The sequence below is a fragment of the Microbacterium sp. LCT-H2 genome, from assembly GCF_001866135.1.
Taxonomy (GTDB): Bacteria; Actinomycetota; Actinomycetes; order Actinomycetales; family Microbacteriaceae; genus Microbacterium.
Genome location: NZ_MODW01000002.1, coordinates 810553 through 833821, shown reverse-complemented (window position 1 = coordinate 833821; position 23269 = coordinate 810553). Strand labels below are relative to the sequence as shown.

The window sequence follows — 23269 nt, the reverse complement described above, 5'->3', positions numbered from 1 at the left end:
CTCGGTGAGGACGGCCGCGCTTCGCGATTCCGGAGAGCGGGTCAGCGCGGACGCTGCGCCCGCACCTTCGTCGGGTCGATCCCCTTCGGGATGGGAAGCGACGACAGCGACTGCGACACCGAGTCGATGCGGCGGATGACGGCCGCCATCGTGGCCTTGTCGATGGCCTTCGGAAGCTTCTTGATGGTCTTCGCGAGGTCTGCGATCGGCACCTCGTCCTCACCGTGCCCGACGTAGAGCACCGTGATCGGCACGCCGTGGGCGACGCGCTGCGCCCGGCTGCGCTCCTCGTTCACCAGTCGCGTGAGACGTCCGCGGGCGCCCTCGCCGACGACGACGATGCCGCCACGGCCGACCGTCCGGTACACGGCCTCCTGCGTCTTCGGGTTGATGCCCACCGGGGTCTCGGAGGCCTGCCACCGGCGGCCGAGGCTGGTGCTGAGCACGTGACCCGTCGCACCGGGCATGCCGTCGATCTTCGTGTACATGGCCGACGTCGAGAGCCGGGTCATGAGGAAGAGGGCGCCGAGCACACCGAGCATGAGACCGGTGATCGCCCAGAGGACGAGCGTCCACACCTGGAACGGCGGGATCAGGTAGCCGGCCAGGAGACCGAGCAGCACGCCGCCGATGAGGATCGCGGCCTGCGCCCAGGGGAGCCAGGGGTAGGCCTCGCGCGTGAACCGGAAGAGGGACTTGATCTGGGAGAAGAACCCAGGACGCTTCTCGGGTTCGGGAGCACGCTTTGCCATGGAGACCAGCCTACCGAGTCCGAGCGCCTTGCGATGCCGCCGTTCGCGTGCAGCGGAGAGCAGAGGGTGACCGTTCCTGCACAATTCGGACCGCGACCGGATCCCATCCCGGCGGCACCGAACCGGCACGGCGGGTCCGGCGGAAAGGGTGGGATGGACCACATGACACCAGCGCGTGAGACTCCGTTGCAGGAACCGGCTGTGCTCGCACAAGCGCACCGGACGATCCGTCTTCTCGATCCCTCCGAAGGGCCCTTCCTCGGTGCGCTCGTGACCTCACCGGAGGGACCGCTCGTGCGCGCCGACGCCGAGAGCTTCGCCGGCTGGGCGGGCTGGCGGTACGCGGGCTCTCAGCACGTGGCCGCCCCGGTCGACATCGCCCGACGGATGGACGGGCATGACGTGTTGCTTCCCTGGTGCACGGAGCGCCTGGAGTCGTACCTGGACCGACGGCTCCGGACACGGGGCGGGCTGCCGCCCGGGGAGATCGGCACGGTGGTCGTGAGTCTGCTGCGCGGACTGGCGGAGTTGGGCCCGGCGGCTGTTGTCGAGGCGGAGGGAACATGGTGGCTCACCGAGGGCGGCCGGCCGCTCTTCGTGGTCGGGCCCGGCCAGGAGGCGGTGTCTGCCGTCTCCGAGATCATGGGCCGGCTGCGCGCGGAGTGTACGGACAAGATGCTGGCCCGGGCTCTCGACCGCGCCCGGGGTCGAATCGGCACGGCCGCGGCACAGCGCAGGGTGCCGCGGCGGCTGCTCGAGGAGGCGGAGAGCGACCTCCTGGAGATGGCGGCGCCGCGACCTTTGGAAGAGGCAGCCGAAGACCGGGCAGCCCCTCCCGCGGAGACGGGTGTTGCCGGGGCGTTGCGGGGCGTCAGGGTCGAGCCGGTTGCCCGTGAGCGGCTGCGGCAACGCCGGGCGCGGGTGGAAAGACCGGGCGGACCGCGCTCGACGCGGATGGCGGCCGACCTTCTCGTTCTGCGCGACCGCCTCGTCGACAGGACGCGAGCCCTCATCGGCCAGCAGGCCGATCGGCCGCGCCGGCCCGCACGGGAGTGGAGGACCGGATCCCGACGGACACGGGTTCTCGCCGTGGCCGGTGCCGGTGCGGTGGTGGTGCTGCTTATCGGCTTGCTGTGGCCGAACGAGCGAGATGATCCGGCGGTCGGGTCCCCGGGGAGCAGGCCCTCCGCCTCGTCTCATCGTGCGGGAGCCGACTCTGAGGACGAAGAGTCGCGGTCGCCGGCTCCCTCGGCGCGCACGACGGTGGTGCCGACGGGCGATGATCCGGTACTCGCCCTGCCGGGGCTCGTGGCGCAGATCGAGGAGTGCGAAGCTCAGGAGGACCGGGTGTGCGGTTCCGCGGTCGCGGCGAGCCCGTCGGAGGTCATCCCGCTCGTGGCCGGAGCCGCCGGCGTCCAGGATGCCGCTCTCATCGATCGCTATGGAGACATCGCCGTGCTCGAAGTGCCGTCATCGTCCGCTGTAGAAGACGGGACGGAGGGTGCGATCACTCTTGTTCTCGCGCGCATGGAAGAAAAATGGCGGGTCCGCGACGCATATCGCGTCGCGGACCAGCCGAGATGAGGCGAAGCCGTCGAGTCAGGCGCCGAGCTGACCGCTGAACTGCGCGGCCTCCAGGCGCGCCTTGACAGCGCCGAGGAAGCGGGCTGCGTCGGCGCCGTCGATGATGCGGTGGTCGTACGACAGGGCCAGGTACACATAGGAGCGCACCGCGATCGCGTCCGTGCCGCCGACCTTGACCAGACCAGGGCGCTTGACGACCGTGCCCGTGCCGAGGATCGCCGACTGCGGCAGGAACACGACAGGCGTGTCGAACAACGCGCCGCGCGAGCCGGTGTTGGTCAGCGTGAACGTGCCGCCCGCGAGCTCATCGGGCTTCAGCTTGTTGTCACGCGTGCGCGCCGCGAGATCGGCGATCTCGTGGGCGATCTCGGCGATGTTCTTCGACGCCGCGTCGCGGAGCACCGGCGTGAGCAGGCCGCGCTCGGTGTCGACCGCGATCGAGACGTTCTCGGAGGCCGGGTAGACGATCTGCTCGCCGTCGACCGTCGCGTTGATGATCGGGAAGGCCTGCAGGGCCTCCGCCGCCGCCAGCGCGAAGAACGGCAGGAAGGAGAGCTTGTCGCCCGTCTTCTCGAGGAAGGACGCCTTGACGCTGTCGCGGTACTCCGCGAGAGCAGTGACGTCGACCTCGACCACAGTGGTGAGCTGAGCGGTCTGCTGCATCGACTCCACCGCGCGCTTGGCGAGGACCTTGCGCAGGCGCGACATCGGCTGAGTGGTCCCACGCAGCGGCGACACCTCGAGCGGTGCCGGAGCGGGCGCCGCGGCAGCTGCCGGTGCGGCCGTCGCCGTCTCGGCGGCCTTGAGGACGTCCTCCTTGCGGATACGGCCTCCGACACCGGTGCCCTTGACCGTGGCAAGGTCGACACCCTGCTGCGCAGCCAGACGGCGGACGAGCGGGGTCACGTACAGGTTGTCGCTCTCGGTCGGCAACGACAGCTTCGGAGCCTCGGCCTGAGCGGGCTGGGCCGGAGCTGCGGGCTGTGCCGGAGCAGCGGGCTGTGCCNCTCGGTCGGCAACGACAGCTTCGGAGCCTCGGCCTGAGCGGGCTGGGCCGGAGCTGCGGGCTGTGCCGGAGCAGCGGGCTGTGCCGGAGCCTCGGCCTGCGGAGCGGGAGCGGCGGGAGCCTCGGGCTGAGCGGCGGGCGCAGCACCGGAACCGACGCGCGCCAGCACGGCGCCGACCTCGACGGTCTCGTCCTCGCCGGCGACGATCTCCTGCAGCACGCCGGCGACCGGCGACGGGATCTCGGTGTCGACCTTGTCGGTGGAGATCTCGAGGAGCGCCTCGTCGACCTCGACCGAGTCGCCGACCTGCTTGAGCCAGCGGGTGACCGTGCCCTCGGTGACGCTCTCGCCGAGCTCAGGGAGCACGATGTCGGTGGCGTCGCCAGACGGAGCCGCAGGGGCGGCCTCAGCGGGAGCGGACTCGGCGGGAGCCTGCTGCTCCGCTGCGGGAGCCGCCTCGGGCTCCGGAGCGGCGGGGGCGGCGGCTTCGGCCGGAGCGGCCTCGGCGGCAGCAGGGGCATCGTCGGCAGGGGCCGCGCCGCTGCCGTCACCGATGCGGGCCAGCAGAGCACCGACCTCGACGGTCTCGTCCTCGGCGACGAGGATCTCCTCGATGACGCCGGTGACGGGGGAGGGGATCTCGGTGTCGACCTTGTCGGTCGAGATCTCGAGCAGGCCCTCGTCCGCCTGGACGGTGTCTCCCACCTGCTTGAGCCAGCGGGTGACCGTACCCTCTGTGACGCTCTCACCGAGAGCGGGGAGGACCACGGATGTGCTCATGACTGAGTCTCCTTCAGAAGTTGTATGACGCTTGTCTAGCTTAGTGACTCGGGCACCGGTTGGTGCTCAGAGGGCGTGCAGGGGCTTTCCGGCCAGCGCGAGGAAGGCTTCTCCGAGGGCCTCGCTCTGGGTCGGGTGGGCGTGGATGAGCGGCGCGATGTCCTCCGGGTGGGCTTCCCACGCGACCGCGAGCTGCCCCTCGGTGATGAGTTCGCCGACGCGGTCGCCGAGGAGATGCACACCGAGGACGGGACCGTCCTTGAGACGGACGACCTTGACGAGGCCGCCCGTGCCGATGATCTCGCTCTTCCCGTTCCCGGCGAGGTTGTACTCGTAGGAGTGGACGGCATCGGCACCGTGCGCGGCGACTGCCGCCTCCTCCGTGAGACCGACGGAGGCGACCTCGGGGCTGGAGTAGGTGACCTTCGGGATCTGCACGTCAGGCACGTTCACGGGGGAGAGGCCCGCGATGCGCTCAGCGACCGCGATCCCCTGCTGGAACCCGCGGTGGGCGAGCTGCAGACCGGGGACGATGTCGCCGACCGCCCACACGCCGGGGACATCGGTCCGGAGGTCGTTGTCGACCGTCACGAACCCGCGGTCCAGGCGCACTCCGGCTTCCTCGAAGCCCAGGTCGGCGGTGGCGGGGCCGCGGCCGACGGCGACGAGGAGGTAGTCGGCGGTGAACTCCGTGCCGTCCTCCAGAGTGAGGGTCACGGACGAGTCGTCCTGGGTGGCTGTCTGGAAGCGCACGCCGAGCGAGTACTGGATGCCACGCCGGCGGAAGGCGCGCTCGAGGCCCTTGCTCATCGCGATGTCCTCGTTCGGGACGAGGTGGGGCAGCGCCTCCACGATCGTCACCTCGGCACCGAAGGAGCGCCACACGCTCGCGAACTCGACGCCGATCACGCCGCCGCCCAGGATGAGCACGCGCTCGGGGATGACGTCCAGGGCGAGTGCCTGCTCGCTGGTCAGGATGCGTCCGCCGATCTCCAGCCCGGGCAGCGAGCGGCTGTAGGAGCCCGTGGCGAGGATCACGTCCGTACCCACGTAGACGTCGTCGCCCACGCTGACGCTCCGGTCTGCGTTCAGGCGGCCGAGCCCGGTGACCGTCGTGATCCCGCGCGCCTTCACGAGCCCCTCGAGGCCTTTGTACTTCTTGGCGACGATGCCCTCGCGGTACGTGCGCACGCCCGCGGGGTCGATCCCGCCGAACGAGGCCGTGACGCCCACGGAGGAGGCGTCACGCACGTGATCCGCCACCTCGGCGGCGTGCAGCAACGCCTTGGTCGGGATGCACCCGCGGTGGAGGCACGTGCCTCCCACCTTGTCCTTCTCGATCAGTGCGACGGACTTGCCGAGCTCGCTGGCTCGCAGTGCCGCGGCGTACCCGCCGCTGCCGCCGCCCAGGACGACGATGTCGAAGGTGTGGGTTGTCATGGGTGTCATGCCTCCGGGTGGGATGCTGCTTCGGCGAAGGCGATGATCGATCGGACCATCGCCCCCGTGGGGCCCTTCTCGGTGAAGCCGTAGGGGGCGCCCGCGTGTTCACCGGAGCCCGCGATGTCCAGGTGCACCCAGGGGATGCGCGGCGCGTCGTCCTCCTCCGAGGTGCGTCCGACGAAGCGCCGCAGGAAGAGACCGGCGAAGGACGCGCCGCCCATCCGATCTCCCATGTTGGCGTTGATCATGTCGGCGATGGGGGAGTCGAGCGTCTCCTCCATGTAGGCGGGCAGGGGCATGTGCCACGCCGGCTCTCCCGTGCGCGCGGCGGCGGCGAGGAACTCCGCGACCGTCTCGTCGTCGCCGAAGACGCCGGTGTGGCGGTGGCCGAGGGCCGCGACGATCGCGCCGGTCAGGGTCGCGACGTCGATGATGACGTCGGGGTTCTCCCGGCTCGCCGCGACGAGCCCGTCGGCGAGGACGAGGCGCCCCTCGGCGTCGGTGTTCAGCACCTCGACGGTGGTGCCGTCGAGGATGCGGATGACGTCGCCGGGGCGCAGGGCGCGGCCGGACGGCATGTTGTCGGTGATGCAGAGCCAGGCGGTCACGTGCACGGGAAGCCGCAGGGCGGCGATGGCGCGGAGCGCGGCGAGGGAGGTCGCGGCACCCGCCATGTCGAACTTCATGCCGACCATCGACGCGGCCGGCTTCAGGGAGAGCCCACCGGTGTCGAACGTGATCCCCTTGCCGACGAGGGCGATGTGGCGCTGCGCGTCCGCCGGCGCGTAGTCGAGGCGGACGAGGCGCGGCGGACGGTCGGATCCCTGGCCGACGCCGAGGATGCCGCCGAAGCCCTGTTCCGCGAGCGCGGTCTCGTCGAGGATCTCCACGGTGACATCCAGATCCGCGACGCTGTCGGCGGCGCTCTGCGCGAGCTGCGCGGGGCTCTGCCACTCGGCGGGTACGTTCACGAGGTCTTTGATGAGGGCGACAGCCTCGCCGGTGGCGTGGGCGCGGGCGATCGTCTCGTCGTCGAGCGGGGCGTGGACGACGACCGCCGTCGCCCGCTTCTTCCTGCCGTTCTCGGCGCGGTAGTCGTCGAAGCGGTAGCCGCCGAGAACGGCGCCCTCCGCCGCGGCGCCCGCGTGCTCCTCGAGCCCGGCGGCGAGGCCGAGCGCGACCGTGTCGAACCCGGTCAGGGAGCGGAGCGCCACGCCGGCTGCACTCCGAACGGACGCGTCGTCGACGGTGGAACCGACGCCGACGACGGCGAACGGGAGGGTCGTCAGCTCCGGTGCGTACACCCGAGCGAAGGCACCGGCGGCGCCGGTGAAGCCGATGCCCGCCAGGACATCGGCGAGACCGGGGTGAGCTGCCAGCGACTCGGCCGACTCGGAGAGATCGGGGACGACGAGCACTGCGGCATCGGCAGCGCTTCCGGGGAACTGATCGGTGGTGTGCGAGAGCACGGGAAGCGTCATGCTCTCCATCCTAGGATCTCCGCGCCGGGGTCGTCGGTCCGGCGGCCGGGGTGTGTTCGCTCTCAGCGAGACACGTCAGAGCCCGGCTCCGGGTGCGGCTCGTAGCATGGAGACATGCCCTTCTCCGGAGAGATCCACGAACGCGTCGCGAACGCCCCCGCGGTGCCCCACGGCCTGCCTCTCGTGATGCTGCTCACCGGTTTCACCGACGCCGGCAGTGCGGTGTCTGGGCTCATCGATCACCTGCGGGAGACGACGTCGCCGCAGCCGCTCGCGATCTTCGACAACGATGTGCTCCTCGACTATCGCGCGCGTCGCCCGGTCATCTCGTTCGACCAGGACCACCTCGCCGAGTTCCGCCCGCCCCGCCTCGAGCTCTCCCTCGCCACGGATGCGCTGGGACGCCCGTTCCTGCTGCTCACGGGGTATGAGCCCGACTTCGCCTGGAACGCCTTCGCGGAGACCGTTCTGGATCTTGCTGCGGAGTTCGAGGCCTCGGGACTGCACTGGGTCCACTCGATCGCGATGCCCGTGCCGCACACGCGACCCATCGGGACGACGGTGAGCGGGAACCGGCGCGACCTCGTGGTGTCGCACTCCGTGTGGCGTCCGCGCACGCAGGTCCCGGCGACCGCGGGTCACCTGCTCGAGTACCGCTTCGCGGAGCGCGGGGAACGCGTCGTCGGCTTCGTCCTCCTCGTGCCGCACTACCTCGCCGAGACCGAGAACCCGGAAGCGGTCAGTGCCGCGGCGGAGAAGCTCATGGCGTCGACCGGTCTCGTGCTCATGCTGGATGCGGTGCAGGAGCGGCGTGCGGACTACATCGCGCGCGTGGACGAGCAGGTCGCCGCGAACGACGAACTCCAGCAGATGGTGCACAACCTCGAGCGGCGGTACGACGCCTACATGGCCGGTCGTGACCCCGAGGACGACTCGTACGACGAGGGCGGATTCAGTGAACGAGACCTGCCCAGTGCCGATGAACTCGCGGCCGAGCTCGAGCGCTATCTCGCCTCGCGTCCGTCCGGCGACGAGGACAAGCCGGGGCGCGGCTGAATCCGTCCGCACGGATCGGGCGCGAATGCGTCCTCATCGCCATACGTGTGCGATACTAGGAGTCCGACCCGTTGTCAATCAGTGTTTTCGAGCACTGGACTTGACAAGGGTCTTACTAGTGTCCGAAATGTCCCGGGGTCTCCCAGCGGCCCCGTGAAAGGCGAAACGTGACTCCTGCCACGACGAAGAACACGCGGACGAAGAAGGCCGATCAGATCACCGCGGATCCCGAGGTCGAGGACGTCGAAGCGACCGAAGCGGCTCCCGCGCCCAAGCGCGCCGCGGCCAAGCGCGCCCCCGCGAAGAAGAAGAAGGCCGACGACGTCGTCGAAGAGGACGACGCCGCTGCGACCGACGACGCCGCTGGCGACGAGGAGGAGGACGACGCGAAGCCGACCTTCACCGAGCCGCTGCCGACCGGAGCGATCGTCATCTCCTCCAAGGATGACGAAGAGGTCCCGGTCTACTCCACTCAGATCACCGGAGCCACGGCCGACCCGGTCAAGGACTACCTGAAGCAGATCGGAAAGGTCGCGCTGCTGAACGCGGCCGAAGAGGTCGAGCTCGCGATGCGCATCGAGGCGGGTCTCTTCGCGGAGGAGAAGCTCTCCGCGATGTCCCCCGCCGAGAAGACGAGCCAGCTCGGTCTCGACCTGCAGTGGGTCGCCCGTGACGGTCAGCGCGCCAAGAGCCACCTGCTCGGCGCGAACCTGCGACTCGTCGTCTCGCTCGCCAAGCGGTACACCGGCCGCGGGATGCAGTTCCTGGACCTGATCCAGGAGGGCAACCTCGGTCTGATCCGCGCGGTCGAGAAGTTCGACTACACCAAGGGCTTCAAGTTCTCGACCTACGCCACCTGGTGGATCCGTCAGGCGATCACCCGTGCGATGGCGGACCAGGCCCGCACGATCCGCATTCCGGTGCACATGGTCGAGGTCATCAACAAGCTCGCCCGCGTGCAGCGGCAGATGCTGCAGGACCTCGGTCGCGAACCTACTCCGGAAGAGCTGAGCCGCGAGCTCGACATGACCCCGGAGAAGGTCGTGGAGGTGCAGAAGTACGGCCGCGAGCCGATCTCCCTGCACACCCCGCTCGGTGAAGACGGCGACAGCGAGTTCGGTGACCTCATCGAGGACACCGAGGCCGTGGTTCCCGCCGACGCCGTGGGCTTCACGATGCTGCAGCGTCAGCTCGAGCAGCTCCTCGACTCGCTCTCCGAGCGCGAGGCCGGAGTGATCCGGATGCGCTTCGGCCTGGGCGACGGTCAGCCGAAGACGCTCGACCAGATCGGTGACACGTTCGGCGTGACGCGTGAGCGCATCCGCCAGATCGAGTCGAAGACGATGGCCAAGCTGCGCCACCCGAGCCGCTCGCAGTCGCTGCGGGACTACCTCGAGTGATGCAGGCGAACGAGGGCAAGGCGCTCGAGACGAGCGTCGACGGAAAGAGCTATGCGCGGATCCCGCTGCGCACCCGTGTCGTGATGCCGGACGACGATCTCGACGCGATCATCACGGAGTACGCGAAGGCCGCCGTCCAGCCGGGCGACCTGCTCTTCGTGACCGAGAAGATCGTCGCGATCACGCAGGGGCGGTCCTACCGCCTGGACGAGATCAAGCCGCGCAAGCTCGCGCTGTTCCTGTCGAAGTACGTCACCCGCACGCCGTACGGCATCGGTCTCGGCATGCCGGAGACGATGGAGATGGCGCTGCGCGAGTGCGGTACGCCGCGCATCCTCTTCGCGGCGGCCGTCTCGGCGGTCACCAAGGCGTTCGGGCGCAAGGGCGATTTCTACCGCATCGCGGGGGACAAGGCCCGCGCGATCGATGGCCCGACGAAGCACACCATCCCTCCGTACAACGAGGCTGTGGTGCTCGGGCCGAAGGACCCGGACCGGGTCGCGGCGCACCTGAAGACGCTGATCGGTGGCCAGGCCGAGGTGGCGGTGGTCGACATCAACGATCTCGGCGGCAACATCCTCGGCTCCACGCTGGACAAGGCGGGGGAGCTGCGCCTGGTGAAGATCCTCGGGGACAACCCGCTCGGTCAGGGTCTCGAGTCCACTCCGCTCGGCATCGTCCGCGCGGTCTGAGCAGGTCGAACCACCCCTTTACGAACGAACCGGCCCCTTGCGTGCAAACGCAAGGGGCCGGTTCGCGCGCAAGGGGCCGGTTCGACGGTCCGACAGGCTCAGAAGCCGATGACCTCGCGATACCGCGGCTTGTGGCCGGTGCGGATGCCGGTGACGCTGGGCTTGTTCTCGTACACGCCCGCGCCCCAGTTGCCCTCGACGAGGACGGGGCCGTCCGGGGTCACGACGACGTCCCACCCGACGTACTGCACCTGCGGCACGACGCGGGCGACCTGATCGATGAACGCGCGCACCTCGTCCATGTAGGGCAGCTGGAAGTCGGCGATGCGGAACCCGGAGTCCGGGTGCGTCTCGTGGACGTGGCCGTGCGAGTCGTAGCCGGCCCCGACCGCGTGCCCGTTCTCGTCGAGCATCGTGTAGAAGCCGCCGAAGGTCATCTGGTCGCTCACCGCGCCGCGTCCGAACTTCTGGGCCATCGCGAGGATGTGTGCCTTCTCGCCGTCGAAGAACGCGGTGATGCGCGTGGTGTTCACGGTCCCGGGGCACACGGCCGCCAGGTCGTCGTGCTGACGGATGACCTCTTCGATCAGCAGCTCGCCGCGATCGAGGAGGCCGCGGTGGAACTCGGTCCAGTCCGTGATGTCGGCCGCGTGATACCGGTGCACACCGGTCCCGGCCTGACCGACCGGCTCCTTCGTGACGATCGTGCCGAGGCGCTCCGTCAGGGCACGGACCTCGTCGGCGTTCCCCTCCTCGACCACCATCCACTCGCGGTGCAGATGCGCGGAGAACTTGCGGTTGAACTCGATCTTGTCCTGGAAGATCCAGCGGAAGTCGGGGTGGTCGTACTTCTGCGAGAGCTGGTTGGACACGGGGTGCGTCATGTACGTCTCGCGCTCGGCACGGTTGAGCATCGCGAAGTCGTAGTCGATGTAGTCCTGGAAACCCACGTTGTGACGAGCCGCCGACCAGAGCATGTCGGCGACGATCGTGGGAACGGGGCGGTGGTGCTGGGCCGAGGCCTCCCTGGCCCGTTCGAACACCGAACCGACGTCGATGCGGCGGGCGCGGCCGAGGAGATAGCGGATGCGGGGCGCGAGAGAAAGGCGTGACATGAAGCTCCGGGTCTAGGGATCGACGTCCCAGTCTACGCGGGGAGCCCCCAGGCTCCTGGGAGCACGGAAGCTAGGCTGGAAGACGTGTGTGACACGAGTTCGAGTGCGCTTCCGCAGGCGATGATCTCGCGCTCGGCCCTCGCGGCCGGCGCGTCCGCGGCGATCCGGGCGGGCGGCCGCCGGGCCGACCTCCGGCGCGATGCGTGGGGACATGGGCTGCTCGCCGTCGCTCAGGTGGTTACCGCCGCGGGGGCGGAAGAGGTGCTCGTGGACTCTCCCGGAGAGGTCGAGGCGCTCCGTCTCGAAGGCATCACCGCGACCACCACCGGAGAGCCAGACCTCGATCCCTTTCTCCTCTATGGGCTGCCGTCCGCGGAGGGGCTCCCGGCGACGGCTCCGGTCATGCGTCTCGTCGGCCGCGTCATGTCCACCAAGCGTCTGCGGGCCGGGGAGGCCGTCTCCTACGGCTACACGTTCCGTGCGGCGGAGGACACCGTCGTCGCGCTGGTGACGGGCGGCTACGCCCAGGGCGTCGTCCGAAGCCTCGGCAATCAGGTCGACGTGGAGATCGACGGCGCGCTGCACCCCATCGTCGGGCGTGTCGCGATGGACGTCTGCGTCATCGATCTCCAGGACACCGCGGCGGACGTCGGCGACGCGGTCACCTTCTTCGGTGGTGCCGGCCCCGCGTCCGGCGCCATCGCACGCTGGGCGACGCTCACCGGGATGACCCCGGCGGAGCTCGTCGCGGTCCCCGGAGCGCACGCCGTGCGCGGATGGGAGGCATGATGGGTGGCCCGATGCGCCCCGAACTGCGTCTGGACAGCGCCGTGTTCCGCAGCAACATCGCGGCGGTCCGAGACCGCCTGGGCGACTCCGCGCTGATGCTGGTCCTCAAGGACGACGCCTACGGCCACGGGCTCCGCTGGGCGGTCGAGACGGCCCTCGAGGCCGGAGTGACCTCTTTCGGCAGCTACGACGTGCGCGGAGGCGTCGAGGTCCGGCGTATCGCGGGCGGAGAGGTCACGGTGTTCGCCTGGGCGACCTCGACCGATGAGGAGATCGATGAGGCGCTCCTGCAGGACATCGAGCTCGGCGTCGGCACGGTCGAGTACCTCCGACGGATCATCGCCCGGGCGGAGATCCTCGGTGCGCGCGCCCGGGTACACCTCAAGATCGACACCGGGCTGCACCGCAACGGCGTGCGGCCGGAGGATTGGGCGGCCGCGGTCGCCGAAGCCCGAGACGCCGAGCGATCCGGCGCACTCGCCCTCGTCGGGGTCTGGAGCCATATCGCCGAGGCGAGCGACGCCGAGGACGACGCGGCGCAGGCCTTGTTCCTCGAGGCCGTCCGAGTCGTCGGTCTCTCCGGGCCGCGGCCGGCGTCCCTGCACCTCACGGCCTCGGCGGCGTCCTGGTGGCGACCTGAGCTGCGCGGGACCGTGTCGCGGATCGGCGCGTTCTGCTACGGCATCCGCTCGGCCGACGGTCCGGAGCTCGACGGGGTTCGTCCTGCGGCGCGTCTCGTCGCGCCGGTCGTGCGGGTGGAGGGCGAGAGCGCGATCGTCGCCGTCGGGAGTCTGGACGGCGTCCCCTCCACGCTGACCGGGATGACGGTAGGCACCCCCGCCGGCTCTCGTGCGGTCTCGACCATCGATGTCGCCACGATGACGGTCGAAGGCTGGCCGGAGATGGCGGTCGGCGACGAGGTGACGCTCTTCGGCCCCGGAGCACAGGGGGAGGAGACAGCAACGACCCTCGCCGAGCGGATCGATACGGTGGGCGAGGAGATCCTCACCCGCCTCGGTCCGCGGATTCGGCGGAGGGTCGTGGACTGAACCGGCTCGGCCGGGTCAGGCGCTGATCAGACCGTCTCGATGAGACGAGCGGTCTCGTCGTGCCAGCTCGTGGCCACGCTGCGCAGCTTCTCTTCGTACTTGCGGCCGTGGTGGGCGCAGAAGAGCAGCTCGGAACCGTTGACCTCGGCGGCGATGTAGGCCTGCGCTCCACACGAGTCGCAGCGGTCCATCGCGGTCAGGCGGTACTCGACAGCGGAGGTCTCACGTTCGGTCGTTGCATTCATCTCGGGGCCTCCTCGGGTGTCGGCGTCCTTGTTGGTCGTGCTCAATACAACCACGCTGCACCTGGGGGCATGCCCGGTCGACGGCGTGTTTCGCTCAGCGCGTACGCGCGCACCCGCGATGGCGGCGCCCCGGGGAGTGTCTGCGAGGGGCGGCTCCCTCTCGCGAATAGACTCGGAGATTGTGAATGCCGAGTACTCCGCCCATCATCTCCAGGTGCTCGAAGGACTCGAAGCGGTCCGCAAGCGCCCCGGCATGTACATCGGCTCGAACGGTTCGCCCGGGCTCATGCACTGCCTCTGGGAGATCATCGACAACTCCGTCGACGAGGCGGTCGCCGGCAACGGCTCCCGGATCGACGTCATCCTCCACGACGACGGCAGCGTCGAGGTGCACGACCGTGGTCGCGGCATCCCCGTCGACGTCGAGCCCCGGACCGGTCTGACCGGTGTCGAGGTCGTCTACACGAAGCTGCACGCGGGAGGAAAGTTCGGCGGCGGCTCCTATGCGGCGTCCGGCGGTCTCCACGGCGTCGGCGCTTCCGTGGTGAACGCGCTGTCCGAGCGCCTCGACGTCGAGGTCGACCGCGGCGGCAAGACCTACGCGATGTCGTTCCATCGTGGCGAGCCCGGCATCTTCCAGGACTCCGGGGAGAAGCGACCCGACGCGCCCTTCACCCCGTTCGAGGAGAACAGCGAGCTGCGCGTCATCGGCAAGGCGCCGCGCGGGGTCACCGGCACCCGCGTGCGCTACTGGGCGGATCGTCAGATCTTCACCAAGGATGCCGCGTTCCAGCTCGCCGAGCTCGAGACGCGAGCGCGTCAGACGGCCTTCCTCGTCCCCGGGCTCGAGATCGTAGTGCGCGACGAGCGCACCGCGAGCGCCGGGGTGGGGGAGGACGGGGCGCCGACCGGCCCCGTGGAGACCTCGTACCTCTACGAGGGCGGCATCTCCGAGTTCGTGGACTACCTCGCGGTCGACCCGCCGGTGACCGATACCTGGCGTATCCAGGGGGAGGGCACGTTCACCGAGACCGTCCCGGTCCTGCAGCCCGACGGGCACATGGTGGCGACCGAGGTCGAGCGCGTCTGCGCCGTCGACATCGCCCTGCGCTGGGGCACCGGCTACGACACCCGCATCCGCTCCTTCGTGAACATCATCTCCACGCCGAAGGGCGGCACGCATCAGCAGGGCTTCGAGCAGGAGCTGTTGAAGGTGCTCCGCAGCCAGGTCGAGCAGAACGCCCGCCGACTCAAGGTCGGCAACGACAAGCTCGAGAAGGACGACGTCCTCGCCGGCCTCACTGCGGTCCTCACGGTCAACGTTCCGGAGCCGCAGTTCGAGGGTCAGACGAAGGAGGTGCTCGGCACGCCCGCCGTGCGCCAGATCGTGGCCCAGGTGATGCGGAAGGACCTCCAGCAGCGTTTCACCTCGACCAAGCGCGACGACAAAAGCCAGGCCACGCAGCTGCTCGACAAGATCGTCTCCGAGATGAAGGCCCGCGTGTCGGCACGGGCGCACAAGGAGACGCAGCGCCGGAAGAACGCGCTCGAGTCCTCGACCCTGCCGACCAAGCTCGTCGACTGCCGGACGAACGACGTGGAGCGCAGCGAGCTCTTCATCGTCGAGGGCGACTCGGCCCTCGGCACGGCGAAGAACGCGCGCAACAGCGAGTTCCAGGCGCTGCTGCCGATCCGCGGGAAGATCCTCAACGTGCAGAAGGCATCGGTCGGCGACATGCTGTCCAACGCCGAATGCGCGTCCATCATCCAGGTGATCGGGGCCGGCTCCGGTCGGACCTTCGACATCGACGCCGCGCGCTACGGGAAGATCATCCTCATGAGCGACGCCGACGTCGACGGTGCGCACATCCGCACCCTCCTGCTCACGCTGTTCTTCCGCTACATGCGACCGCTCATCGAGCACGGGCGGGTCTTCGCGGCTGTGCCGCCGCTGCACCGGATCATCGTCATCAACCCGGGATCCAAGCCGAACGAGACCATCTACACGTACAGCGAGCAGGAGTTGCACGCGCTGCTCGCCAAGCTCCGCAAGGCCGGCAAGCGCTGGCATGAGCCGATCCAGCGCTACAAGGGCCTCGGCGAGATGGACGCCGAGCAGCTCGCGAACACGACAATGGACCGCTCCGGCCGGCTGCTCCGCCGTGTGCGGATGGAGGACGCCGAGGCGGCGGGCCGGGTCTTCGAACTGCTCATGGGCAACGAGGTCGCCCCTCGGCGGGAGTTCATCATCGACTCCGCTGACCAGCTCTCCCGCGAGTCCATCGACGCCTGACGGAAAACGCAACGACGAAGGGGATCCGGCGAGGCCGGGTCCCCTTCTTCGTGGAACGGATCAGACGAGCGTGCGGCCGATGCTGCCGATGACCCCGTCGATCGGCTGGCCGGAGGCATCGCGTCGTGCCCCGACGTCCGGGAGCTTGCGCACCGCGCCGGTGGGGTCGACGGCCAGTGCCGGGTTCGGGCCGACCCAGGCGACGGTGAGGCGGTCCTCGCCCTTCAGGAAGGCGTGGGCGCGGACGCCACCGGTCGCGCGGCCCTTCGACGGGTACTCCGTGAAGGCCGAGACCTTCGCACGGCCGGGATCGGTTCCGGGCAGGATGCTCTCCGCGCCGGAGACCGTGGCAACCACGGCCTCGGTGTCCGGGGCGACGGCGCCGAAGAAGAGGACCGCGGCGCCGGAGCCGAGCTTGATGCCCGCCATGCCACCCGCAGGTGCCCCCTGGGGGCGTACCGTCGAAGCCGAGAACCGCAGCAGCTGCGCGTCGGTGGTGAGGAACACGAGGTCGGCGTCATCCGCCGCGTCGGCTGCACCGACCACGGCGTCGCCGGCCTTGAGGCCGATGACCTCCAGGTCGGGCCGCGCGGGCAGGGTCGACGGCACGATCCGCTTCACGATGCCCTGGGCGGTGCCGAGGGCGACGGGGGTCTCGCTGTCGAAACGGACGAACCCGAGGATGCGCTCGCCCTTGGTCGTGATCCCAAGGTAGTCGCGCAGCGGGGTCCCTGCGGCGAGCTGCACGGAGGTGCCGGGCACGGAGGGCAGGTCGACGGGGGAGAAGCGGACGACGCGTCCCGTGCTCGTGAGGGCACCGACCTCACCCCGGACCGTCGTCTCGACCGTCGCGAGGATGGCGTCGTGCTTGCTCCGCCGGGCTGGAGCCGTGAGCTCCTGGCCTTCGCCGAGGTCCACGCGCACGGCGCGGCCCGTGGTCGAGAGGACCACCGTCGTCGGCGCGTCGGCGATCTGCAGATCCACCGTGCCCTTCGTCGCGCGGGGCTTCGGCGGGGCGGCGTTCATCAGCAGCGTGCGGCGCGGCGTGCCGTAGGCCTCGGCCACGGCGTCCAGCTCCTGGGCGACGGCCGCGCGCAGCAGCGCCGGGCTGGCGAGCAGTTCGCGCAGGGAAGCGATCTCCGCGAGGAGGGCGTCCCGCTCCGCCTCGAGCTCGATGCGCGAGAACTTCGTCAGACGGCGCAGACGCAGCTCGAGGATGTACTCGGCCTGCGGCTCGCTGAGGTCGAACACGGAGCGGAGCCGCGTGCGGGCTTGCTCCGTGTCGTCCGAGGATCGGATGACCTGGATCACCTCGTCGATGTCGAGGATCGCGATGAGCAGACCCTCCACCAGGTGCAGGCGCTCCTCCCGACGGGCGAGACGATAGCGGCTGCGGCGGGTGATGACCTCGATGCGGTGGCCGACGTAGACGCTGAGCATCTCCTTGAGCCCGAGCGTGCGGGGCTGGCCGTCGACGAGGGCGACGTTGTTGATGCTGAAGGAGTCCTCGAGCGGCGTGAGCCGGTACAGCTGCTCCAGCACGGCGTTCGGGTCGAATCCGGTCTTGATCCCGATGGCGACGCGGAGACCGTGGTTGCGGTCGGTGAGGTCGGTGACGTCACTGATGCCCTGGAGCTTCTTCGCCTGCACCGCGTCGCGGATCTTCTCGATCAGACGCTCCGGGCCGACCATGTACGGCAGCTCCGAGACGATGATGCCCGTGCGGCGGGGCCCCAGCGGCTCGATCGACGTGCGTCCGCGGACCTTGAGGGCGCCGCGACCGGTCGTGTACGCGTCCTTCACGCCGTCGAGCCCCATGAGGATCCCGCCCGAGGGGAAGTCGGGGCCCGGGACGTACTCCATGAGGTCCTCGGTGGTGGCGTCCGGGTGCTCGAGCAGGTGGGTGGCCGCGGCGACGACCTCGATGAGGTTGTGCGGCGCCATGTTGGTCGCCATGCCCACGGCGATGCCGCTGGCGCCGTTGACGAGCAGGTTCGGGAAGGCGGCAGGCAGGACGGCAGGCTGCTGGAACTGGCCGTCGTAGTTCGGGATGAAGTCGACGACGTCCTCGTCGAGGTTCTCGGTGAGCGACAGCGCCGGGGCGGCGAGGCGCGCCTCCGTGTACCGGGCGGCGGCCGGGCCATCGTCCAACGAGCCGAAGTTGCCGTGGCCGTCGACGAGCGGCACCCGGAGGGCCCACTCCTGCGCGAGGCGGACGAGCGCGTCGTAGATGGCCGAGTCGCCGTGGGGGTGCAGCTTTCCCATGACCTCGCCCACCACTCGGGCGCTCTTCACGTGACCGCGGTCAGGACGCAGCCCCATCTCCGCCATCTGGAACAGGATCCGTCGCTGCACCGGCTTGAGGCCGTCTCTGGCGTCCGGGAGTGCGCGCGAGTAGATGACGGAGTAGGCGTACTCCAGGAACGAGCCCTGCATCTCGTGGGAGAGATCGATGTCCTGGATGCGTTCCTCGACAGGCTCGGGCGGCGGGGTTTTCGGCATGGACTTCCTGAGGGCGTACGGGAGCCTGTGTCAGACTGGCTCGGATGTCCTTCATGCTACCGTCCGCGCCGCCCGGCGCCCGGAGCGTCGTCGGGGTGGCGGACGACCTGTGCGCCGCTCTCCGCGGCGAATCCGCCACGCTGCCGCGCGCCGATTCGGCCGTGCTCGTGGTGATCGACGGTCTCGGGGCGATCAGCCTCCGGGGCCACGCCGGTCATGCCCGGTCGCTGACCGCTTCCATGACGAAGAAGGACATCGCCCAGACGGTGTTCCCGACGACGACGGCGGCGGCGCTGACCAGTCTCACCACGGGGGCCTGGCCGGGGGAGCACGGCCTCGTCGGGTACCGGGTCAGGGATCCGGAACGGGACGTGCTCGTGAACCAGCTCAGCGGGTGGGAGACGGACGGCCTGGATCCCCTCACCTGGCAGGGGACGCCCACCGTGTTCGAGCGCGCGGCGTCGGTCGGACGGGAGACGTTCGCCGTCGGACTAGCGACCTACGCGCACAGCGGCTTCACGCGCGCGACCTTGCGGGGAGCGACCTTCGTGCCTACCGCCACGCCGGAGGAGCGGGTCGAGGTCGCCTACACGCTGGCTGCGGAGAATCCGGGCTCGCTGGTGTACTGCTACCTTCCCGAGGTCGACAAGGCGGGCCACAAGCACGGTGTCGCGTCCGCTGAGTGGGTGGCCGCGTTGGAGCGGATCGACGGGGCATTGTCGCTCCGTGTCCCCCCGCGGGTCGGCGTGGTGGTGACCTCGGATCACGGGATGGTCGATGTGCCGTTCCACCGCCAGGTCGTGCTCGAGGAGTCGCATCTCGCGGGTATCCGTCACGTGGGAGGCGAGCCGCGCATGCTGCACCTCTACCGTGAACCCCACGCCGATGCCGCTCTGGTTGTGACGCGCCTTCGCCGTGACCTCGAGGGCGCGGCGGATGTCGTCACCCGCTCGGAGGCGGTGCAGGCCGGGCTCTTCGGTCCGGTCGTGCGAGACGAGGTCCTGGAGCGCATCGGCGATGTCTTGGCCATCGCCACGGGAGTCCGGGCGCTCTACGACGGTACGGCCGACGACCAGCGCAATCGCGGCATGGTGGGGCAGCACGGGGCGCTCACGCCGGATGAGACGCGGGTTCCCTTCCTGCGGTTCGGGTCGTTCGCCTCCTGAGGCGCGACCCGGGACCGATCACTCGTCGGTGCGCGCTCCGAAGACGATCTCGTCCCACGATGGCATCGCGTTCCGGCGGCGTCGACGCCCGCTGCCGTCGCTGTCCCCGGAAGCAGGCTGGCGCGGCGCGGGCTCGGGGGCCTCGGGCTCGTCGTCGGGCTCCTCCAGGGCGGCGAACAGGGCGATGGGGTCGGACTCTTCCGGAGTCTCCTCGATCTCGTGCTCGATCGGCGACGGTTCCCGCTGGCCGCGACGGCGGCGCAGGGCTTCGAGGAGGTCGGCGGTCTCCGGACTCGTCGAGGCGGAGTCGGGCGCGCGGTTGATCGCGGCGTCCTGGACCGCCGGCGCCGAGCGCTCGGGCTGGGTCGGCTCGTCGGCCTCTGCGACCGGAGCCGGGACCAGACGAGGACCGAAGGCACCGGAGTCGAAGCGGCTGTCGTCCTTGTAGGGGGAAGCGGCACGGTCGGCTTCCACCGCCCTGAGGCGCGGGATGAGGCCCTCCGGGAGCGAGCCCTGGCGGGAGAGCTGCGTGGCATCGGCGTTCAGAGGGGAGAGGGCGCTGCGCCGCGGATCGAAGCTCCAGCGGGCGTCATGCTCGACGTCGTTGGCGGAGAACTCCAGCTTGATGATCCAACCGGACTCCTCCTTCCAGCTGGCCCAGCGTTCGGACGAAGCGGCCACCTCGGCGAGCTTCGCGCGGACCGCAGCTCCGAAGGTGGGCTGCGCGTCCGGCTCGACCTCGCTGCCGATGAGGACGGGCACGGCGAGGGCCTGGCCGATGATGTGCTCGCGCTCGGCGAGGACGGGGCCCTCGAACCGGGCGACGTCGTCGACGCTGATCCCGAGGAGGTCGGCGACCTCCGCGGCGGTGAGACCGGCGCGGATCTGTGCCTGGATGTCGCGGGGACTCGCGGCGAGCTTCTGGGCGGCCGGTTCGGCCTGGCGCGTCGCGCGGCGGATCTCCCGCTGCAGCACGGCGTCGATGGGCAGCGCGAACCGCTCGCCCGCCTCGGTAGCGAGGACGAGCACTCCTGCCTCTGTGCCGACGATGGTGACGTTTTCCATGCGAATGCCCCTCTGATGGGTGTGCGTTCATGGTGTCACGCCGGCGGGGCCCGAACGGGGAATACGGCGGGCGTGCCGTGAGTTTGCCCTGTCGCATGGGAGGGCATTTGCGAAACGCCCGCCGGTCATGCAAACTATGGCCGCCGATTACCCGACGGCGCACCCGCCCACTCGCACCATGAAAGTGGAGATTCACCGCATGGCAACCGATTACGACGCTCCCCGAAAGAGTGAAGACGACTCCGAGTCGATCGAAGCCCTCAAGGAGCGTGTGCCGGACAAGCTGTCCGGCACGACCGGAGACGAGGACTCCGACAACCCGTCGAGCTTCGACCTCCCTGGCGCGGACCTCTCCGACCTCGAGCTGGATGTCGTCGTGCTGCCCGCGCAGCAGGACGAGTTCACCTGCATGAGCTGCTTCCTCGTGAAGCACCGCTCGCAGCTCGACCACGAGGGACCCGATGGCCCCATCTGCAAGGAGTGCGCTGCCTGAGCAGCCCTCTGAGCGACGCCCCACGCGCCCCCGACCATCCCGGTCAGGGGCGCGCTGTCGTCTGCGGGTGCGCTCAGCCCCGTGCGGCGCGGATGGCCGCGGCGAGGCGGTCGGGCGTGCGGGTCGAGATCGTCCAGGCCACGACGGGGTCGGCCTCGTCGGTGTTCGGCACCACGACGACGCCATCGATGCCGCCGCGGATGAGGTGCCACCCGCGTGCGGGCAGCTCAGGTCCTCTGGCGCTGCGCGCGTCCTCGCCGGTCAACGCCATCGGCTCGCCGAGATAGCGCGCGTCGATGTGAGCCGGCCCGGCGCGGAGTACGCCGTCCTGCACCGCCACCACCGGAGCGAGGGCGAGGGCAGCCACCACGAGGAGCGCCGAGACCGCCGCGCCGAGGAGCAGCGCGAAGGTCGAGCCGACCGGCACGAAGATCAGGGACACCATCGGTCCCGCCAGGGCGATGGTGACCAGCAGCCACAGGCTGGGGGCCAGTCGTTCGTGGTAGCGGGGACGTGCGTCCGTTGCGGGGTTCTGCATTAGCCTCATGGGGTGACCGATTCCGTTGATGTCCCCATTATCGCCGCAGTGGTCCCCGGCTATGCGCATCCGGGCGACGCCGGAGCCGATCTCGTCGCCGCCGAGGCTGTGCGGTTGGAGCCGGGGGAGCGGGCGCTCGTGCCCACGGGCGTGCGCATCGCGCTGCCGGACGGCTATGCGGCCTTCGTGGTGCCCCGGAGCGGTCTTGCGGCGAAGCACGGCATCTCGATCGTGAACTCGCCCGGCACCGTCGACGCCGGCTACCGGGGCGAGATCAAGGTCAGTCTGATCAACACGGACATCCACAGCGCGTACGATGTCGCCGTCGGCGATCGCATCGCGCAGCTCATCGTGATGCCCGTCACCCGTGCCCGGTTCCTCCCGGTCGACGAGCTTCCGGACAGCGTCCGCGGCGCCGGCGGATTCGGCTCGACCGGCTACCAGGCACAGACTCCCGAGAACGAAGCAGGACAGGCGAAATGACCGACAGCAACGACACTCCTTCCAAGTCGGCGCCCGAGAACCGCGCCACCGAGGGCCCGTTCGACGACTCCGAGGCGAACCCCGTCCGCCCGTACATCGACCTCGGCGGGATCAAGATCCTGCCGCGCGAGGGCCTGAACCTGCGGCTCGAGGTCGAGGAGCAGAGCAAGCGCATCGTGGCGGTCGGGCTCGACTACGCCGAGTCGTCGCTCCAGGTGCAGCCGTTCGCGGCTCCGCGGAGCGGCGGTCTGTGGGACGAGACGCGCGTCCAGCTGCGCGACCAGGTGAAGGCGCAGGGCGGTCGCGTCGAGGAGCGGGAGGGGCCGCTCGGCAAGGAGCTGCTCGCCGAGGTCCCCGCGACGGCCAGCGAGGGTTCCGGCCTGCGTCTGGCGCGCTTCATCGGCATCGACGGTCCGCGCTGGTTCCTCCGCGGCGTGATCGGCGGGGCGGCGGCGTCCGACCCCGAGGCGGCGGCAAAGGTCGAGGACCTCTTCCGCTCGATCGTCGTCGTCCGCGGGGGAGCGCCCATGCCGCCGCGCGACCTCATCCCGCTGAAGATGCCGGCGACGCCGGGCTCCGCGTGACCACGCCGGACGCCGAGGAGCCGCGCACGCAGAGCGCGTCGGAGATCCTCGGAGCAGCACTCGGCGGGGCAGCGCGCAAGGCCGGGCTCGACCCGTCCGAGAGTGCGAGCACGCACAAGGTCGTCTGGTCGGCCATGGGCGGCTGGCGCGGGATCCTGGAGTCGGTGCTGCCGAGCCTCGCATTCGTGATCCTGTTCACCCTCCGCCCCGAACCCCTGCTGCTGCCTCTCGGAGTCTCGGTCGGTCTGGCCGCCGTGTTCACGGTCGTCCGGCTGGTCCAGAAGTCGCCGCCGTCGGCCGCTCTCGGCGGGCTGATCGCGGCTGTGGCCGCTGCGGGGCTGGCGCTGTGGACGGGCCGCGGCGAGGACAACTTCGTCCCCGGCCTCATCACGAACGCGGTCTACGGCTCGGCGATCCTCGTCTCGGCGCTCATCGGCTGGTCCGTCATCGGTCTCGCGGTCGGCTTCCTCATGGGGGAGGGAACCGCCTGGCGTGCGGACCGTCGCAAGCGACGCGCGTTCTTCTGGCTCGGCATCGCCTGGGCCACGCTGTTCTTCGCGCGGCTGATCGTGCAGTTCCCGTTGTATCTGGCCGGCGACGTCACCGCCCTCGGGACCCTCAAGCTCGTGATGGGGCTGCCGTTGTTCGCGCCCCTGATCGCGGTGACGTGGTTGGTCGTCCGCGCGCTCTATCCCCGCGCGTCGTCGCACGACGACGCCGCGGCGGCGTGATAGATTTATCTCGACATCAAG

20 protein-coding genes and 1 pseudogene are annotated in these 23269 nt (G+C 70.0%); 12 read left to right on the top strand and 9 right to left on the bottom strand.

Annotation, left to right across the window (positions count from 1 at the left end):
• Positions 1-41: 41 nt before the first annotated feature.
• Complete coding sequence (locus BK819_RS08425; RefSeq protein ID WP_071328700.1) at positions 42-752, bottom strand: DUF4191 family protein; 711 nt, start codon at positions 750-752, stop codon at positions 42-44.
• Positions 753-953: 201 nt separating this feature from the next.
• On the opposite strand from BK819_RS08425, the gene BK819_RS08420 reads away from it, so the two are divergent.
• On the top strand, positions 954-2336 hold the full coding sequence (locus tag BK819_RS08420; protein ID WP_083391708.1) for a hypothetical protein: 1383 nt from the start codon (positions 954-956) through the stop codon (positions 2334-2336).
• Between the two features lie 15 nt (positions 2337-2351).
• Here the strand turns inward: BK819_RS08420 and sucB are convergent.
• From sucB to BK819_RS08405, 3 genes and pseudogenes are all read right to left on the bottom strand, one after another.
• Positions 2352-4123, bottom strand: a pseudogene (gene sucB, locus BK819_RS08415) (2-oxoglutarate dehydrogenase, E2 component, dihydrolipoamide succinyltransferase).
• Between the two features lie 66 nt (positions 4124-4189).
• Complete coding sequence (gene lpdA / locus BK819_RS08410) at positions 4190-5563, bottom strand: dihydrolipoyl dehydrogenase (RefSeq protein WP_071328699.1); 1374 nt, start codon at positions 5561-5563, stop codon at positions 4190-4192.
• Between the two features lie 5 nt (positions 5564-5568).
• Positions 5569-7047, bottom strand: a complete 1479-nt coding sequence (locus BK819_RS08405) for a leucyl aminopeptidase (protein WP_071328698.1) — start codon at positions 7045-7047, stop codon at positions 5569-5571.
• 114 nt (positions 7048-7161) lie between these two features.
• Here BK819_RS08405 and BK819_RS08400 point away from each other — a divergent pair, with 114 nt between their 5' ends.
• From BK819_RS08400 to BK819_RS08390, 3 genes are all read left to right on the top strand, one after another.
• Positions 7162-8103, top strand: coding sequence for a proteasome assembly chaperone family protein (locus BK819_RS08400; RefSeq protein WP_071328697.1), 942 nt, complete (start codon positions 7162-7164; stop codon positions 8101-8103).
• Positions 8104-8270: 167 nt separating this feature from the next.
• On the top strand, positions 8271-9503 hold the full coding sequence (locus tag BK819_RS08395; RefSeq protein WP_071328696.1) for an RNA polymerase sigma factor: 1233 nt from the start codon (positions 8271-8273) through the stop codon (positions 9501-9503).
• Complete coding sequence (locus BK819_RS08390) at positions 9503-10195, top strand: coenzyme F420-0:L-glutamate ligase (RefSeq protein ID WP_071328695.1); 693 nt, start codon at positions 9503-9505, stop codon at positions 10193-10195. Before BK819_RS08395 ends, BK819_RS08390 begins: the two co-directional genes overlap by 1 nt.
• A gap of 98 nt (positions 10196-10293) precedes the next feature.
• Here the strand turns inward: BK819_RS08390 and BK819_RS08385 are convergent, their stop codons facing one another.
• Positions 10294-11310 (bottom strand): sugar-transfer associated ATP-grasp domain-containing protein, encoded by a 1017-nt coding sequence (locus BK819_RS08385; protein WP_071328694.1) that lies wholly within the window; start codon positions 11308-11310, stop codon positions 10294-10296.
• 84 nt (positions 11311-11394) lie between these two features.
• On the opposite strand from BK819_RS08385, the gene BK819_RS08380 reads away from it, so the two are divergent.
• Together BK819_RS08380 and BK819_RS08375 are read left to right on the top strand one after the other, a co-directional pair.
• The gene (locus tag BK819_RS08380) at positions 11395-12099 is read left to right on the top strand and encodes an alanine racemase (protein WP_256209414.1); all 705 of its coding nucleotides are present in this window, start codon (positions 11395-11397) and stop codon (positions 12097-12099) included.
• Positions 12100-12110: 11 nt separating this feature from the next.
• A complete protein-coding gene (locus BK819_RS08375; RefSeq protein WP_071328779.1) occupies positions 12111-13148 on the top strand; it encodes an alanine racemase in 1038 nt (345 codons plus the stop codon).
• A gap of 26 nt (positions 13149-13174) precedes the next feature.
• On the opposite strand, the gene BK819_RS08370 is transcribed toward BK819_RS08375, so the two are convergent.
• Entirely contained in the window at positions 13175-13393 is a 219-nt protein-coding gene (locus BK819_RS08370; protein WP_025103577.1) for a hypothetical protein, read from the bottom strand.
• Positions 13394-13574: 181 nt separating this feature from the next.
• Between BK819_RS08370 and BK819_RS08365 the strand changes: the two genes are divergently transcribed.
• The gene (locus tag BK819_RS08365; protein WP_371259832.1) at positions 13575-15686 is read left to right on the top strand and encodes a type IIA DNA topoisomerase subunit B; all 2112 of its coding nucleotides are present in this window, start codon (positions 13575-13577) and stop codon (positions 15684-15686) included.
• 60 nt (positions 15687-15746) lie between these two features.
• On the opposite strand, the gene BK819_RS08360 is transcribed toward BK819_RS08365, so the two are convergent.
• A complete protein-coding gene (locus BK819_RS08360; RefSeq protein ID WP_071328693.1) occupies positions 15747-18188 on the bottom strand; it encodes a DNA topoisomerase (ATP-hydrolyzing) subunit A in 2442 nt (813 codons plus the stop codon).
• A 44-nt stretch (positions 18189-18232) separates the two neighbouring features.
• Here BK819_RS08360 and BK819_RS08355 point away from each other — a divergent pair, with 44 nt between their 5' ends.
• Positions 18233-19354 (top strand): alkaline phosphatase family protein, encoded by a 1122-nt coding sequence (locus BK819_RS08355; RefSeq protein WP_071328692.1) that lies wholly within the window; start codon positions 18233-18235, stop codon positions 19352-19354.
• An 18-nt stretch (positions 19355-19372) separates the two neighbouring features.
• Here BK819_RS08355 and sepH read toward each other — a convergent pair whose 3' ends face one another.
• On the bottom strand, positions 19373-20419 hold the full coding sequence (sepH, locus tag BK819_RS08350; RefSeq protein ID WP_071328691.1) for a septation protein SepH: 1047 nt from the start codon (positions 20417-20419) through the stop codon (positions 19373-19375).
• Between the two features lie 199 nt (positions 20420-20618).
• On the opposite strand from sepH, the gene BK819_RS08345 reads away from it, so the two are divergent.
• Entirely contained in the window at positions 20619-20912 is a 294-nt protein-coding gene (locus BK819_RS08345; RefSeq protein WP_060921810.1) for a DUF4193 domain-containing protein, read from the top strand.
• A 73-nt stretch (positions 20913-20985) separates the two neighbouring features.
• Here BK819_RS08345 and BK819_RS08340 read toward each other — a convergent pair whose 3' ends face one another.
• A complete protein-coding gene (locus BK819_RS08340) occupies positions 20986-21450 on the bottom strand; it encodes a DUF3093 family protein (protein ID WP_083391705.1) in 465 nt (154 codons plus the stop codon).
• 12 nt (positions 21451-21462) lie between these two features.
• Here BK819_RS08340 and dut point away from each other — a divergent pair, with 12 nt between their 5' ends.
• From dut to BK819_RS08325, 3 genes are read left to right on the top strand one after another with little or no spacing between them, the layout of a single operon-like run.
• Complete coding sequence (gene dut / locus BK819_RS08335) at positions 21463-21933, top strand: dUTP diphosphatase (protein WP_060921812.1); 471 nt, start codon at positions 21463-21465, stop codon at positions 21931-21933.
• Positions 21930-22517 carry a DUF3710 domain-containing protein gene (locus BK819_RS08330; protein WP_060921813.1) on the top strand — a complete coding sequence of 196 codons (588 nt, stop codon included), beginning with the start codon at positions 21930-21932 and terminating at the stop codon, positions 22515-22517. The genes dut and BK819_RS08330 overlap by 4 nt, the downstream gene beginning before the upstream one ends.
• Positions 22514-23248: a DUF3159 domain-containing protein gene (locus tag BK819_RS08325; protein WP_071328689.1), complete on the top strand. Its 735-nt coding sequence runs from the start codon at positions 22514-22516 to the stop codon at positions 23246-23248. Before BK819_RS08330 ends, BK819_RS08325 begins: the two co-directional genes overlap by 4 nt.
• Positions 23249-23269: the final 21 nt, after the last annotated feature.

Excerpts from the sequence above, each read along its gene's own strand:
- BK819_RS08340 (WP_083391705.1), bottom strand. The coding sequence starts at position 21,450 with ATGCAGAACCCCGCAACGGACGCACGTCCCCGCTACCACGAACGACTG.
- BK819_RS08400 (WP_071328697.1), top strand. The coding sequence starts at position 7,162 with ATGCCCTTCTCCGGAGAGATCCACGAACGCGTCGCGAACGCCCCCGCG.
- sepH (WP_071328691.1), bottom strand. The coding sequence starts at position 20,419 with ATGGAAAACGTCACCATCGTCGGCACAGAGGCAGGAGTGCTCGTCCTC.
- BK819_RS08390 (WP_071328695.1), top strand. The coding sequence starts at position 9,503 with ATGCAGGCGAACGAGGGCAAGGCGCTCGAGACGAGCGTCGACGGAAAG.
- lpdA (WP_071328699.1), bottom strand. The coding sequence starts at position 5,563 with ATGACAACCCACACCTTCGACATCGTCGTCCTGGGCGGCGGCAGCGGC.
- BK819_RS08405 (WP_071328698.1), bottom strand. The coding sequence starts at position 7,047 with ATGACGCTTCCCGTGCTCTCGCACACCACCGATCAGTTCCCCGGAAGC.
- BK819_RS08345 (WP_060921810.1), top strand. The coding sequence starts at position 20,619 with ATGGCAACCGATTACGACGCTCCCCGAAAGAGTGAAGACGACTCCGAG.
- BK819_RS08385 (WP_071328694.1), bottom strand. The coding sequence starts at position 11,310 with ATGTCACGCCTTTCTCTCGCGCCCCGCATCCGCTATCTCCTCGGCCGC.
- BK819_RS08355 (WP_071328692.1), top strand. The coding sequence starts at position 18,233 with ATGTCCTTCATGCTACCGTCCGCGCCGCCCGGCGCCCGGAGCGTCGTC.
- BK819_RS08330 (WP_060921813.1), top strand. The coding sequence starts at position 21,930 with ATGACCGACAGCAACGACACTCCTTCCAAGTCGGCGCCCGAGAACCGC.
- BK819_RS08425 (WP_071328700.1), bottom strand. The coding sequence starts at position 752 with ATGGCAAAGCGTGCTCCCGAACCCGAGAAGCGTCCTGGGTTCTTCTCC.
- BK819_RS08370 (WP_025103577.1), bottom strand. The coding sequence starts at position 13,393 with ATGAATGCAACGACCGAACGTGAGACCTCCGCTGTCGAGTACCGCCTG.
- BK819_RS08360 (WP_071328693.1), bottom strand. The coding sequence starts at position 18,188 with ATGCCGAAAACCCCGCCGCCCGAGCCTGTCGAGGAACGCATCCAGGAC.
- BK819_RS08375 (WP_071328779.1), top strand. The coding sequence starts at position 12,111 with ATGCGCCCCGAACTGCGTCTGGACAGCGCCGTGTTCCGCAGCAACATC.